The 13,747-nt window shown below is 66.1% G+C and carries 13 protein-coding genes; 9 read left to right on the plus strand and 4 right to left on the minus strand.

The genetic code is table 11. The annotated features are described in order from the left end of the window. The coding region (locus ABZX86_RS38385; RefSeq protein WP_355131094.1) for an HNH endonuclease signature motif containing protein at positions 1–492 on the plus strand (492 nt) is incomplete at its 5' end. 548 nt (positions 493–1,040) lie between these two features. On the opposite strand, the gene ABZX86_RS38390 is transcribed toward ABZX86_RS38385, so the two are convergent. Further along, complete coding sequence (locus tag ABZX86_RS38390; protein WP_327143934.1) at positions 1,041–1,583, minus strand: GtrA family protein; 543 nt, start codon at positions 1,581–1,583, stop codon at positions 1,041–1,043. Positions 1,584–1,694: 111 nt separating this feature from the next. Here ABZX86_RS38390 and ABZX86_RS38395 point away from each other — a divergent pair, with 111 nt between their 5' ends. The 6 genes from ABZX86_RS38395 to ABZX86_RS38420 all read left to right on the plus strand — a co-directional run bounded on the left by ABZX86_RS38395 (position 1,695) and on the right by ABZX86_RS38420 (position 7,891). Further along, positions 1,695–2,870: a 5-(carboxyamino)imidazole ribonucleotide synthase gene (locus ABZX86_RS38395; RefSeq protein WP_355131225.1), complete on the plus strand. Its 1,176-nt coding sequence runs from the start codon at positions 1,695–1,697 to the stop codon at positions 2,868–2,870. Continuing rightward, complete coding sequence (purE, locus tag ABZX86_RS38400; protein ID WP_327143935.1) at positions 2,863–3,366, plus strand: 5-(carboxyamino)imidazole ribonucleotide mutase; 504 nt, start codon at positions 2,863–2,865, stop codon at positions 3,364–3,366. Before ABZX86_RS38395 ends, purE begins: the two co-directional genes overlap by 8 nt. A gap of 35 nt (positions 3,367–3,401) precedes the next feature. After that, a complete protein-coding gene (locus tag ABZX86_RS38405; RefSeq protein ID WP_355131097.1) occupies positions 3,402–4,064 on the plus strand; it encodes a TetR family transcriptional regulator in 663 nt (220 codons plus the stop codon). 174 nt (positions 4,065–4,238) lie between these two features. After that, positions 4,239–5,396: an acyl-CoA dehydrogenase gene (locus tag ABZX86_RS38410; RefSeq protein WP_355131099.1), complete on the plus strand. Its 1,158-nt coding sequence runs from the start codon at positions 4,239–4,241 to the stop codon at positions 5,394–5,396. A gap of 259 nt (positions 5,397–5,655) precedes the next feature. Beyond that, on the plus strand, positions 5,656–7,359 hold the full coding sequence (locus tag ABZX86_RS38415) for a cutinase family protein (RefSeq protein ID WP_355131101.1): 1,704 nt from the start codon (positions 5,656–5,658) through the stop codon (positions 7,357–7,359). A gap of 190 nt (positions 7,360–7,549) precedes the next feature. After that, a complete protein-coding gene (locus tag ABZX86_RS38420) occupies positions 7,550–7,891 on the plus strand; it encodes a hypothetical protein (RefSeq protein WP_355131103.1) in 342 nt (113 codons plus the stop codon). 9 nt (positions 7,892–7,900) lie between these two features. On the opposite strand, the gene ABZX86_RS38425 is transcribed toward ABZX86_RS38420, so the two are convergent. Both ABZX86_RS38425 and ABZX86_RS38430 read right to left on the minus strand, forming a co-directional pair. Then, the gene (locus ABZX86_RS38425) at positions 7,901–8,191 is read right to left on the minus strand and encodes a GNAT family N-acetyltransferase (RefSeq protein WP_355131105.1); all 291 of its coding nucleotides are present in this window, start codon (positions 8,189–8,191) and stop codon (positions 7,901–7,903) included. A gap of 47 nt (positions 8,192–8,238) precedes the next feature. After that, on the minus strand, positions 8,239–9,558 hold the full coding sequence (locus ABZX86_RS38430) for an FAD-linked oxidase C-terminal domain-containing protein (RefSeq protein ID WP_355131227.1): 1,320 nt from the start codon (positions 9,556–9,558) through the stop codon (positions 8,239–8,241). A gap of 196 nt (positions 9,559–9,754) precedes the next feature. Here ABZX86_RS38430 and ABZX86_RS38435 point away from each other — a divergent pair, with 196 nt between their 5' ends. Together ABZX86_RS38435 and ABZX86_RS38440 are read left to right on the plus strand one after the other, a co-directional pair. Beyond that, complete coding sequence (locus tag ABZX86_RS38435) at positions 9,755–11,449, plus strand: metallophosphoesterase (protein ID WP_355131107.1); 1,695 nt, start codon at positions 9,755–9,757, stop codon at positions 11,447–11,449. A gap of 89 nt (positions 11,450–11,538) precedes the next feature. Continuing rightward, positions 11,539–12,030: a hypothetical protein gene (locus tag ABZX86_RS38440; RefSeq protein ID WP_355131108.1), complete on the plus strand. Its 492-nt coding sequence runs from the start codon at positions 11,539–11,541 to the stop codon at positions 12,028–12,030. A gap of 126 nt (positions 12,031–12,156) precedes the next feature. On the opposite strand, the gene ABZX86_RS38445 is transcribed toward ABZX86_RS38440, so the two are convergent. Continuing rightward, a complete protein-coding gene (locus tag ABZX86_RS38445; protein WP_355131110.1) occupies positions 12,157–13,620 on the minus strand; it encodes an MFS transporter in 1,464 nt (487 codons plus the stop codon). Positions 13,621–13,747 lie beyond the last annotated feature (127 nt).

A 13,747-nucleotide genomic window follows, 5' to 3' on the forward strand; every position in this document is an offset into this window, starting at 1 on the left:
AAAACATTCATCCTCGTGAAGAACAAGAACGGCATGCCCCTGCACATCGGGGAAATCCGGTTGGCGAACCCGGCACAGCGGTTGGCGTTGATCGCCACCGAGCGCGGGTGCACCCGCCCGGGCTGCAGCGCTCCGGCGAGTATGGCGGCGGCCCATCATGTGACCGAGTTCTGCAAGGGCGGCCCCACCGATATCGAGAACCTGACCTTGGCGTGCGATCACTGCCACGCCCTGGTCAAGGACGGGCCACGCGGGTGGAAGACGATCAAACTCGGTGCGGATTCGGACTTTCCGGGCCGGACCGCGTGGATCGCTCCGGCGCATGTGGATCCGTCCCGGACTCCACGGGTCAACCACCTGCACCACCCGGCCGAGTTGTTGACCGAGGCTCCGCCCTCGCTGCGGCCCCGCAGGGTGTGTCATGCCTCGGGGTTGTCCCCGGTGCGGTACCGGGTGCTGCGCCGGGCCATCACACCCCCACCGCGACAATAGATTTCCCGCCCCTGGTGTCACTGACAGGATCATCCTGTCGGTGCTAGAGGTCGTTGCCGGACAGGGTTTCTCGGGTTCGTGTTCTTCGATCCCTTGTTTCCAGGCGTCCTTGTTCTTGAATCTTTGGTCTTTTCGTCTTTGTCTGTGAAACCGGACCACAGCCAGTCTTCCGCCCGGTACCGCAGGTATCTCCTTGGCCCGGAAGGTAAATCGGGTACCTCACCCGGCGCCACCAGCACGGCCATCTCGGGCCCTGCCCGCACCCAGAAACCCATCACCGCCTCTCGGCGCAAGCAACCCAGGTGCACCGACGGTTTCTATACCGAAGCCGTCGGTGCACCTGGGTTGCTTGCGTCCCGGACAGGGTTGGTCTGCAAGAGGGTGCGGGCAAAGCCCGAGATGGCCGTGCTGGGCACGTCAGGAGACGTACCCGGCCTACCTTCCGCAGTTGGGAGTACTACCTGCGGTACCCGCCGGGTCGACCGGCTGTGGTCCCGTTCTCGAGAACAAGAAACAAGGACAAGGACAAGGACAAGGACAGGTGGGGGCTAGCTGTGGCCGAGTTGTTCTTCGTTGATGAGGTCTTCGAACTCTTCGGTGAGTTCCTTCATTTCATCGGGGAAGACCCAGCGGCGCATGGCGTAGAAGCGGAATGCCATCTGCAGGAGGTTGCCGATGATGAAGGCGCTGAAGAAGTCTGCGACGTTCTCTACGGTGAAACTCACATTCGGCTGGCGCAGGTCGAAGACGTAGCTGGAGATATAGAGCGGGAGGCTGGCCAGTAGTACGCCTATGCCGCTCACTGCGAAGAAGAGCAGTGCCTCGTGATGCTTCTCGCGGCCGCCGCGCTTGTCGAAGGTCCATTCGCGATTGAGGATGTAGGACACGATGACGGCGATGGTGCCGGAGAGGATTCGGGCGATCGTCGGCTTGGTGTCCAGTACGGTCCACTTCAGCAGGTAGAAAATGCCGATGTCGATTACGAAGGTCGTCGCACCGACAATGGCGAACTTGAGCAGTTCGGAATGCCGGTCTGCGAGGTCCCGCAACGGTGTGGGCAGGACGTTTATGACCTTGTCGACAAATGACACCAGACGAGTCTACGTCGCTCATCGATGGTGAGACCAACCCGCGGGTGGTCGGGGGTGGGTGCCATGACAACATTTACGAACGTGAGCGCACGTTCCTTCGATACCTCCGCGATGCCCACCGTCACCATGATCGGTGGTGGTCAGCTCGCGCGCATGACCCATCAGGCGGCCATTGCGCTGGGCCAGCGGTTGCGGGTGCTGGCCGAGCGGCCCGACGATCCGGCCGCGCAGGTGACGCCGGACGTGGTCTTCGGCAGTCATAACGATCTGGCGGCGCTGCGCAAGGCGGCCGTCGGCTCGTATGCGCTGACCTTCGACCACGAGGGTGTGCCGATCGAGCATCTCGAGGCGCTCGTCGCGGAGGGCGTGAATGTGCAGCCGCCGCCGAGCGCGCTCATCTTCGCCCAGGACAAGCTGATCATGCGCCGCAAGCTGGCCGAGCTGGGCGTGCCGAGTCCGGCGTTCGCCGAGGTCTCCTCGGTCGCCGATGCGGTGGCTTTCGCCGACGAGCACGGCTGGCCGTTCGTGCTGAAGGCCGTGCGCGGCGGGTATGACGGCCGCGGCGTGTGGATGCCCGCCGATGCCGCCGAGACCGAGCGCATTGTCACCGATCAGCTGGCGCACGGTGTTTCGCTGCTCGCGGAGACCAAGGTGGATTTGAAGCGCGAGCTGTCGGCCATGGTGGCGCGGTCCCCGTTCGGTCAGGCCGCCGCCTGGCCGGTGGTGGAGACCGTGCAGCGCAATGGTCAGTGCGCGGTGGTCATCGCCCCCGCCCCCGGCCTGTCCGAGCGCAAGGCGACCGAGGCCGAGGCTCTGGCGCTGCGCCTGGCGGCCGAACTCGGCGTCACCGGAGCCATGGCCGTCGAACTCTTCGAAACCCACTCCGGTGAGCTGCTGGTGAACGAATTGGCCATGCGCCCGCACAATTCCGGCCACTGGGGCATGGACGGCGCCTGCACCGGCCAGTTCGAGCAGCATCTGCGCGCGGTCCTGGACTATCCGCTCGGTTCGACCGCCGCGCTGGCCCCGGTCACCGTGATGTCGAACATTCTCGGTGCCGCCGAGGCTCCCGAGATGTCCATGGACGAGCGCCTGCACCACCTGGCGGCCCGCCTCCCGGAGGCGAAAGTGCATCTCTACGGCAAGGGCGAGCGCCCCGATCGCAAGATCGGCCACATCAATATTCTCGGCGACGACCTCGACAGCACTCGCGAGAAGGCGGAGCGCGCGGCGTACTGGATGTCGCACGCGATTTGGACCGACGGATGGGATCCGCATCATGACTGACACCGCGCAGGTAGGCCTGATCATGGGCAGCGACTCCGACTGGCCCACCATGGTGGCAGCGGCGGAAGCCTTGGCCGAGTTCGGAATTCGCTTCGAGGTCGGTGTCGTCTCGGCGCACCGCACCCCCCAGCGCATGCTCGACTACGCCAAAGAGGCCGCGGGCCGCGGCATTCAGGTCATCATCGCCGGCGCGGGCGGCGCGGCCCACCTCCCCGGCATGGTCGCCTCCGCCACCCCGCTCCCGGTCATCGGCGTCCCCGTCCCGCTCAAGCACCTCGACGGCATGGACTCCCTGCTGTCCATCGTCCAGATGCCCGGCGGCGTCCCGGTGGCCACCGTCTCCATCGGCGGCGCCCGCAACGCGGGCCTGCTCGCCGTCCGCATCCTCGGCGCCACCGATCCCGAATTGCGTTCCCGCATGGCGCAATTCCAGGCCGACCTGGAGAAGATGGTCATCGAGAAGGACGCCGCCCTCCGCGCCCAGCTGCTGGGCTGACCGAATCCGTGCACCCTCCCGGCTACGGTGGGCAGGTGGCCCCCGATGATGCGACCGCGCGCCGTTTGACGGTTGTCGATCACGCCCTGCGATTGTTCGCCGAGAAGGGTTATGAGGCAACAACTGTCGATGAGATCGCCGAGGCGGCGGGGATTTCGCGGCGGACGTTCTTCCGGCAGTTCCGGTCCAAGGAGGATGTGGTCTTCGCCGACCATGAGTCGCAGTTGGCGCAGGCGCGGGCGTTTCTCGAGGCCGCGCAGGGTGATCCGTGGGACGCGGTGATCGAGGCCGTCATTGCGGTGTTCGAACGGTTCACGCAGTGGCGGGAGCTGGCGGCGCGGCGGTACGGCGTGGTGCGGCAGGTGCCGACGCTGCGCGAGCGTGAGATCGTCACGGTGTTCCGCTACGAGCGGCTGTTCACCGACTATCTGCGCACCCGGCTGCGGGGCGAATCAGATCTGCTGCTGGTGCAATTCACGGCCGCGGTCACGGCAACCCACAACTATCTGCTGCGCCGCATGGTGCGCGGTGAGTCGCAGGCGAGTCCCGCGGATCTGCGCGCGGCACTGGCGACGATTCCGCACGGCGGTTCCGCACCCGGCCCGGCGACATCCGAGATGGTGGTGGCCGTTTTCCCGCGGGATATGCCGTCGCGGCAGGTCGCTGATCTTCTGGCGCGCCGTCTCGATACGCTGTGAGTTGTCCGCAGTGGCGTAGATGACACTGCGTGCCACACATTGGTAGGGCAGTACGCGCACGTGGTCGCGATATTGCGGCGTATACTCGGCTTTGATTGGCACTGAGTGCCGAGATGCTGGAGAGACTGGGCAACCAGCGGCGATCCGACCCCGAACGACCAGGAGACGAACCCCATGGCGGGCAACCCCGATTTCGATCTGTTCAAGCTCGAGGATTTCCACGATGAGCTGCGCGAGGCCATTCGCGGACTGTCCGAGAAGGAGATCGCCCCGTACGCGAAGGACGTCGACGGCAACTCCCGCTTCCCGCAGGAGGCGCTGACCGCCCTCAATGCCGCCGGCTTCAATGCCGTGCACGTGCCGGAGGCCTACGGCGGCCAGGGCGCCGACTCGGTCGCCACCTGCATCGTGATCGAAGAGGTCGCCCGCGTCTGCGGTTCCTCCTCGCTCATCCCCGCGGTCAACAAGCTCGGCACCATGGGCCTGATCCTGCAGGGCTCCGAGGAGCTCAAGCAGAAGGTGCTGGCGGATATCGTCGCCGGCGGTATGGCCTCCTACGCGCTGTCCGAGCGGGAAGCCGGTTCCGATGCCGCGAGCATGCGCACCCGGGCCCGCCAGGACGGCGACGACTGGATCATCAACGGCTCCAAGTGCTGGATCACCAACGGCGGCAAGTCCGATTGGTACACGGTCATGGCCGTGACCGACGCCGACAAGGGCGCCAACGGCATCTCCGCGTTCATGGTCCACAAGGACGATGAGGGCTTCGTGGTCGGCCCGCTGGAGCACAAGCTCGGCATCAAGGGTTCCCCGACCGCCGAGCTGTACTTTGAGAACTGCAAGGTTCCGGGCGACCGCATCATCGGCGAGCCGGGCACCGGTTTCAAGACCGCCCTGCAGACCCTGGACCACACCCGCCCGACCATCGGCGCGCAGGCCGTCGGCCTGGCGCAGGGCGCCCTGGACGCGGCCATCGCGTACACCAAGGACCGCAAGCAGTTCGGCAAGGCCATCGCCGACTTCCAGAACACCCAGTTCATGCTGGCCGATATGGCCATGAAGGTCGAAGCGGCCCGCCTGATGGTCTACACCTCCGCGGCCCGCGCCGAGCGTGGCGAGAAGAACCTCGGTTTCATCTCCGCCGCCGCCAAGTGCTTCGCCTCGGATGTGGCCATGGAGGTCACCACCAATGCCGTCCAGCTCTTCGGTGGCGCGGGCTACACCACCGACTTCCCGGTGGAGCGCATGATGCGCGATGCCAAGATCACCCAGATCTACGAGGGCACCAACCAGATCCAGCGTCTGGTCATGTCGCGGCAGATCCTGCGTTGATTCGCGCTGGTCACGGATCGGCGTAGCTGATCTCGTAAATCCCCGGAGGCGGTTCCGAGTTCATCTCGGGACCGCCTCCGGCGCGTTATGAATCGGTGCAGTTCAGGCGGGTTCGAGGGGGGAGGTTGCGGCTCGGTTGCGATAGCTCATCGTTCGCTTAAGTAACGCTCACGGATCCCACAGCGACATCCCCTGTGACACATGGCCCGTCGGGGGGCCTGTACTTCCGCTTGTTCTTGTTCGAATGGGGATATGGGCCATGGATTTTCGTGAATTCTTCGTGCGGCAACGCGCGTTCTTCGGTAAGCACAAGATCGCCTCGGCCGCGGCCGTGCCGGCTGTCCTGGGTATAGCGACTGTGGTCGCCGTCTCATTCGCATTGCCGTCCACCAACACTCGCAATGCCGATCCGCGGCTCACCTCATCGGTCACGGAATGCCATGACATGGTGACGATTTCGGTCGCGGGCCGCAACGATTCGCCCAATGAGGCGACCACCAAGATGCTGGTCGACGCGAACGGCAATGCCCTGCCCGCCGCACTGTCCGGCGACTACAGCAGCGAGTGGCTCGATCCGGTGGTCAACGCGCCCAATGCCGATCCCAACTCGAACAATGCCGCGGTCTACATCGCGTATCCGGCCAACCTGAACAACGAGGCGGACGCGGTCAACACCGGCGTCGCCAATACCGAACAGGTCATGCGGGAGATCTCGGCCGCGTGCCCGAACACCAAGTTCTCGATCGTCGGGTACAGCGAGGGATCCGTCGTGGTCCGTCAGGTCGCCCAGCAGGTCGGGCATCAGACCGCCGATCAGAACGGCAAGTACGGCATCGTCGATCCGAACAATGTGCTGGGCGTCGTCATTCTCGCCGACGCGGGCCGCTCGGCGGGCGAGGGCCCGTTCATCGGCGCGACGGACCCGAACCATCCGGACGGCTACGACGCGAACTTCGGCGGCAAGACCGCGGGCGGTCAGGGCGCACTGCCGGACACCGCCGGTGACTTCGGATCGCTGAACGGCAAGATCGCCTCGTTCTGCTCCGACGGCGACGACACTTGCTCTGCGCCACAGAACATTTCGCTGCTGCAGCTGGCCATCAACGTCGGCAGGCACCTCAATGTGGATGATCTGCAGAACAACGGCCTGACCCCGGCGACCGGGCAGGATGTCGCGGTCAATCTCGCCGGAATCGCCCTCGCCGCATTCCAGGACATCGCATCCACGCCGCACTGGCTGCAGAGCAACGAGACCTTCCTGCAGGTGCTGCTGAAGGTGTCGACTCCGGGCTACAAGCCGGGCACCCAGACGGCGGCTCCGGTCGCGGCCAGCTCGATCGCGACCAATCAGATGTCGGACCTGGCGTACCTGCCGCAGAAGGTGTTCAACGAGATCGTCGGCCTGATCGTGACGAATACGAACACCATCCCGGTCATCCTGAGCGATCCGTACAACCAGACGCTCGGCCCGGACCGCACCGGCCACCACTTCGACTACTGGCACGACGCGGACCCGGCCAACGGTAAGCCGCTGACCTCCGCCGAATACGCGGCCGCCTGGCTCACCCATCTGGCGCAGCAGGCGCAGAACGGTCAGAAGGTCGATACCACCGCCAAGCCGGAACCGGCCGATCTCGCCGCCGCGTACAAGGCCGCGCAGCCGTCGACCACCACCGCACCGACCACCACGACCGATCCGTCGAAGTCCACGACCTCGAAGGTGAGCACAACGGTCACGACCACACCGAGCGGTGAGACGAAGGCCGTGGCGTCGACGTCCGTCGCACCGACGACAACGGCTCCGACCACAACGGTCGCGCCGACCACCACCGCACCGACCACCACGACCGATGCCATGGTTCCGGCAGCGGTGCAGCCGACCACCACGGCGCCGACCACCACCGCACCCACCACTACGACAACGGATTCCGCCGCGCCGACCACCACGCCACACGCGAACTGAGGCACCGCGGGGCCCGGCGCGCGGTGCTCCCACGCCGAATCCTGTTCAGTAGCTAGCTAATTGCTCCGGCAGCCGTCCGTCGCCCTTGGTGCGACGGCACGGTTCGCCGGAGCTCTGTTTTTCGTGTTCCTCAGGTAAAGGCCGAGTTTCGGGATTGTTGGGTCGGCTGCGGTAGGAGCACTATGGAGCAATGGCCGGAGTCGAAATCAACGACACCTTCGTCCGGCGCACGCTGGCCAATGGGCGAGTCGAAGAGGTCGCGTGGACGGAACTGGCGGAGGTGCGCCTCATTACGACGGCGGACGGACCGTTCGCCGAAGACGTCTTCTTCGTGCTGATCGGCGCTACCGGTAAGGGCTGTGTGGTGCCGCATTCGGCGGCCGACACCGCGTTCCTGGCTCGCCTGCAGGCGCTACCGGGCTTCGACAACGACAAGGTGGTCGAGGCGATGCTCAGCACCGCCGACCGGCAGTTCCTGGTGTGGCGGCGGGCGCAGTCGCCCGACAGCCGGCGCGGCTACCGCGCCAATTAGCAGGGTCGATCAGCCGACGAGGTCGGCGTACTCCGGGTGCTCGCCGATGTACTTCTCGACGTACCAGCAGGTTGGGATGATCGAGAAGCCTTCCGCGCGTGCATTGTTCAGCGCGTACTCGACCACCTGCGCGGCCACGCCGCGGCCCCGGAACTCGGGAAAGGTGAGGGTGTGCTGGATATCGCGGACCTTCTTCTGGCCTTCGGTGCGCTCCGCGTAGTCGGCGTAGCCCGCGAGCGTCTCGTCGAGATAGATCTCGTAGCGGGTGGCGTCGACATTGTGTTCCAGCCTGGTACTCATGGTCTGTGTGAACTCCCTTGTGCGGTGGATTGTTCCGATGCGGCCCGTCAGAGGACCGCGCCGGGATTCAGTATTCCGTGCGGATCCAGGGCATCTTTGATCCGGCGGGTGAGCGCCATCACATCGGGCCCGACCTGATCGGGCAGCCAGGCCTTCTTCAACCGGCCGACGCCGTGCTCACCGGTGATGGTGCCGCCCAGGCCGATCGCGAGCTGCATGATCTCGCCGAAGGCCAGGTGGGCGCGCTCGGACTCGTCCGGGTCGTTCGGATCGTGCACGATCAGCGGGTGGGTATTGCCGTCGCCCGCATGCGCGATGACCGAGATGACCACGGAGCGCTGCCGCGCGATCCCGGCGATGCCGTCGATCAGATCACCGAGCCGGGGCAGCGGTACGCCGACATCCTCGAGCAGTAGCGGCCCTTTGCGTTCCATGGCCGGAATGGCGAATCGGCGTGCGGCACAGAAGGCTTCGCCCTCCTCGGGATCGTCGGTACGGAAAGCCTCTGTAGCCCCGGCCTTTTCGCAAGCCGCCAGCATGATGTCGGCCTCGTATCCGGCATACTCGCCGGGTGCGTCGGAGCGCGCCACCAGCAGTCCGGCCGCCGCCCGATCCAGCCCCATGCGCAGCTCGTCCTCGACGGCATTGATGGCGATCGAGTCCATGAACTCCAGCATGGACGGCCGCAGCGTGCCGGTGATGGCGAGAATCGCCGCGGTGGCGGCGCTCAGCGTGGGGAAGGTGGCGACCACGGTGGACTGCGGCGGTTGCGCCGGCAGCAGCCGCAGCGTGAGTTCGGTGATGATGCCGAGCGTGCCCTCGCTGCCCACAAAAAGCTTGGTGAGCGAGAGCCCCGCCGAATCCTTGAGCCGCGGCCCGCCGAGGCGCACCACGGTCCCGTCGGCGAGCACCACCTCCATGCCGAGCACGTAATCGGTGGTGACGCCGTATTTCACACAGCACAGCCCGCCCGCATTGGTGGCCGCATTGCCGCCGATGGAGCAGATCTCGAAGGACGACGGATCCGGCGGATACCACAGGCCGTATTCGGCGACGGTCCGCTTGACCTCGGCGTTCAGCAGTCCCGGCTGCACCACGGCGGTCCGGGTGACCTCGTCGACGGTGATGTCCCGCATGCGCTCGGTGCTCAGCAGCAGCGCACCGTTCTGCGCGGTGGCCCCGCCGGACAGTCCGGTTCCGGCGCCGCGCGGCACCACCGGAATCCGGTGTTCGGCGGCCCATTTCAGCACTGCTGCCACCTGATCGGTGCGGGTCGGCCGGATGAGTGCCAGGGCCGTGCCCGCGTCCGGATCGAAGGCCCGGTCCTGCCGGTAGCCATCGAGTATGTCCGGATCGATCACCAGCATGCCGTCGGGCAGCAGGGCGCGGAGTGAGCCGAGATCGGGAGAACTGTGCGGGTCCACAGTTGTGAAACTACGGGATGTACGCGTGCTGGTGTGTGCCCGATTCGTTGCAACCCTTCGGGTTGTTAACCGATTGTTCTCCGTGTCGCCGGCCCCGGGTGATTGCCGCGTCCTCATATTTGGGACAGCATCCGAACCCATGCTGTCCGAACGCCTGAATCCCGCCGGTGACGTTCCCGATACCGGCATTCCCGAGCGGCTCGCCGCCACCATGACCATGACCGAGCAGTACGAGTGGCACCGCTCGTACCTGCGCCGCCATCCGGTCTCGCGCCGGAATTTCTTTCGCGGCTCGGCGGCGGTGGCGGCGGTCGGCGTCTCGCCGTTCGGCGCGCGCGCCTACGCGGATGAGGCCGCACTGGGCGTGGGCGGGCAGCATGTCGGCTTCGGCACGGATGCGTCCGGGCAACTGCGCTTTTCGGCGCAGCTGTCCCGGAATCCCGGTGGCGCCAAGGTCTTTCTCGAGCACGGGCCGACGCCGGTGCTCGGCGGCAGCGTCGAGGCCGAGGTCCGCAATCTGGTGACCCAGATCCCCAGCTCCGACGGGGGAGTGCTGGCGGCGGAACAGTTCTACGTGCACGCGCCGGTCGACGGACTGCCGGGCCGGATGCCGCACTTCTACCGCTGGCGCACCTCCGACGGCTTCGTGAGTGATGTCCGCTCGGTGGCCACCGCCATGCCGACGGCGCGCGCGGCCGTGGTGCCGTTCCGGTTCACCATGATGGGTGATCAGGGTACCGACGATGTGCCGGCCCAGCCCGGTGGCCTGAAGCCCGGCGACTACGACGATCTGTACTACGCCGCCGACAATGATCCGGCGGTGCCGCATACGAAGAACGTGCTGAACCAGATCGTCGCCGCGCGCCCGGATTTCCATGTGCTGGCCGGTGATATCGCCTATGCCGATCCGTCGGGCGCGGGCAAGAAGCCGCAGTACGTCGGCTCGGGCGGCAAGGTCTCTGACGGTTTCGACAAGTTCAACCCGTACGTGTGGGACGTCTACTTCGGCGCCATCGAGGCCAGCGCCTCGACCACCCCGTGGATGTTCGCCACCGGCAACCACGATATGGAGGCCGCCTACGGCACCCACGGTTACGGCGGACACCTTGCGCGCCTGGACTTTCCGGGCAACGGCCCCGCCGGCTGCCCCTCGGTGTACTCCTTCACCTACGGCAATGTCGCGGTGCTGTCCCTGGACGCCAATGACATCTCCTACGAGATCGGCGCGAACACCGGCTACTCCGGCGGCGCCCAGAACACCTGGGTGGAAACAACTCTCGCCGCCTACCGCGCGAACCCGGACATCGATTTCATCGTCTGCTTCTTCCATCACTGCGCCTACTCCACCACCGACTCGCACGCCAGCGACGGCGGCGTACGCGACGCCTGGTGCGCACTCTTCGACCGCTACCAGGTGGATCTGGTCCTGCAGGGCCACAATCACGTCTTCGAGCGCACCGACCCGATTCGCGGTGGCGCACAATCCAAGCCGGCGGGCGACAATTCGATCGTCTACCCAGAGACCGACGGCACCGTCTACTACACCGTGGGCGGCGGCGGCCGCCCCCGCTACGGCTTCCAGCCCGGCTCCCAGGAAAGCTACCGCGGCCACGAAGTCGCCGACACGGACGTCCCGAACAGCTACGTCTGGACACCGGGTGGAAAGAAGAACCCGGAGGACGCCCCCTGGTCCCGCGTCCGATTCCGCAACTACTCCTTCATCCGAGTCGACGTCCGCCCCGGCTTCTTCGCCAGCGAAATGGACGTAACCGCGGTCGACGAATACGGCCGCGAATTCGACAAGGTCACCTACCGCCGCCAGGTCCGCGGCTAGCCCGAATCAGCGGAAAGCGCGGCATCCCAGCGGATGCCGCGCTTCACCGTCTCTGGTCCGGCTGACCGATGGTCAGTGCATTGTGAAATATGGTCATTTTGCAATTTAGCGGTGGGCAAGTGTTGCAAACTGGCCGCATGAGTACGAAGAAGACCGTTGGTCGCGCAGCAGCGGGGGTGGCCGTGCTGGCCGCGGCGCTACCGTTGTCCACCGGCGCTGCCCATGCCCAGAACCTCATGGAAATGCGTCTGCTGCAAGGCGGTGACAATGGTTTCGCCTGTGTGTTGAGTGGTTCGCTCTGCGGTATGACGGTTGACGTCTCCGACACGACGACGCCGGTCGTATTCAAGGTCAACGGAACGGTGGTCACGGCCCCGTACATCTGGCCCTGTGTACCGGCGGACACCTGCGTGTCGTGGACACCGAAGACGGGCGGTCACTACGTGCTGACTGCCGAGCAGGGCATTCTGTCTCAAACACTCACCGTGGACATCATCGATCGCAATTCCCCGCTGGGACTTCTCATGCAGGTCGGGAACACCATTATCGATAACTCGGGGTCGGCCGGCCACGTGGCGTGACCGGCTGGCGTGCGGTCGCGAAAAGCGCGGCATCCCAGCGGATACCGCGCTACCGCTCGAAGACCGAGGCGATGTGACGAGGCGCGGCATCCGAAATTGGATGGCGCGCCCCATCTGTTTCGAGGGTCAGCGAGTGGTGGCCCGGGGGAGGGTGAGGGCTGCGGCGAAGACGACCGCCACGATTCCCAGGGCGGCCAGGCCCGCGATTTCCATGGCGTGTACGAAATCGCCTACGCCGTGGGCACTTCCGAGGGCAGTGAAGAAGATAGTGCCCAGAACTGTTGCGCCGACAGCGTTTCCGAACTGCTGGGCGGTGGTGAGGACGCCCGCTGCCATACCGGCCTGGTGTGCGGGGATGCCCGAGGAGAGCACCGCGCCGATGGCCGAGGGGATGGTCATTCCGTTGCCGGTGCCGACCAGGATCATGCCGGGGATGAGGACCGCGGCGCTGATGGACGAGCCGTACCAGGTCAGTACGCCGACGGTGATGAGCAGTCCGGTGAGGCTGATGCTGGTGCCCAGCACCATGACTCGATTGCCGATGCGCTCGGCGACCTTGCGGGAGAGCAGTGAGCTGGTGGCGAAGGCTACGCCCAGCGGGGCGAAGGTGAGTCCGGCTGCCAGCGGTGACATGCCGAGCCCGTTCTGCAGCAGCAGGGTCAGGCAGAGCATGAATCCGGCGAAGAAGGCCAGGTAGCCGCCGGAGATCACCATGCCCGCGGCGAACACCCGCTCGCGCACCAGTTCCGTGTCGAGCACGGGCTGCCCGCCGCGGCGTGCCAGCCGATCCTCGTAGCGCAGGGTGAGCAGCAGTACCGGCAGTGCGGCGGCCATGGACACCCAGGTCCACACCGGCCAGCCCTCGGGACGGCCCAGGGTCACCGGAATCAGCACCAGTGCCAATGCGGCCGAGATACCCAGCGCGCCAACCGGATCCAGGCGCGGCCGGTGGGTCTGCTCATGCTGCGGCAACCAGCGCGCGGCCAGGAAGGCGGCGATCAGTCCGATCGGCACATTGATGAAGAAGATTGTCCGCCAACCCCATCCGAACAGATCGAGGTCGAGCAGCACGCCGCCGAGCACCTGCCCGGAGACCGCGCCGAGTCCGATGGTGGCGCCGAAGGCGGACATGGCCTTGGCGCGTTCGGCCGGCGGGAACATGGTGTTGATGAGCGCCAGCATCTGCGGCACCATGGCCGCCGCGGTGGCGCCCTGCAGCACCCGGAACCCGACCAGGGCCCAGGCGTTCCAGGCCAGTCCGCACAGCAGTGAGGCCAGGGTGAAGGCGATCATGCCGATGACGAACATGCGCCGGTGCCCGAACAGATCGCCGAGGCGTCCGCCGGTGATCAGGCCGCTGGCGTAGGCGAATCCGTAACCGCCGATGACCAGTTCGAGGGCGGCCTCACCGGCATGCAGGTCGTGCTGCAGCGAGGAGGCCGCGACATTGATGACGAAGTAGTCGAACATCGCCATGAACATGGCGGTGAGGACGACGGGCAGCACCCGCCAGCGGGCGGCGAATACACCCGGTGCGGTCAGTGCTGGTGCGGAACCCGCTGTAGCGGAGCGGTTCTCGAGGATGGTCACGTCGGTTCTCCCGAACGGTGGAGCAGGGACTGTGGGGACGTGCGGCGCGCCATTGCGCCTGAGCGGGTCCGAGGGCGGGGCTCTCGGAACTTCCCGTGTTCTCAGGGGTTCGGGGGCGGTGGCCCCC

The sequence above is a fragment of the Nocardia sp. NPDC006630 genome (assembly GCF_040611495.1).
In the GTDB taxonomy this organism is placed as follows: domain Bacteria; phylum Actinomycetota; class Actinomycetes; order Mycobacteriales; family Mycobacteriaceae; genus Nocardia.

Excerpts from the sequence above, each read along its gene's own strand:
- ABZX86_RS38395 (WP_355131225.1), top strand. The coding sequence starts at position 1,695 with ATGCCCACCGTCACCATGATCGGTGGTGGTCAGCTCGCGCGCATGACC.
- purE (WP_327143935.1), top strand. The coding sequence starts at position 2,863 with ATGACTGACACCGCGCAGGTAGGCCTGATCATGGGCAGCGACTCCGAC.
- ABZX86_RS38410 (WP_355131099.1), top strand. The coding sequence starts at position 4,239 with ATGGCGGGCAACCCCGATTTCGATCTGTTCAAGCTCGAGGATTTCCAC.
- ABZX86_RS38415 (WP_355131101.1), top strand. The coding sequence starts at position 5,656 with ATGGATTTTCGTGAATTCTTCGTGCGGCAACGCGCGTTCTTCGGTAAG.
- ABZX86_RS38420 (WP_355131103.1), top strand. The coding sequence starts at position 7,550 with ATGGCCGGAGTCGAAATCAACGACACCTTCGTCCGGCGCACGCTGGCC.
- ABZX86_RS38425 (WP_355131105.1), bottom strand. The coding sequence starts at position 8,191 with ATGAGTACCAGGCTGGAACACAATGTCGACGCCACCCGCTACGAGATC.
- ABZX86_RS38430 (WP_355131227.1), bottom strand. The coding sequence starts at position 9,558 with ATGCTGGTGATCGATCCGGACATACTCGATGGCTACCGGCAGGACCGG.
- ABZX86_RS38435 (WP_355131107.1), top strand. The coding sequence starts at position 9,755 with ATGCTGTCCGAACGCCTGAATCCCGCCGGTGACGTTCCCGATACCGGC.
- ABZX86_RS38440 (WP_355131108.1), top strand. The coding sequence starts at position 11,539 with ATGGTCATTTTGCAATTTAGCGGTGGGCAAGTGTTGCAAACTGGCCGC.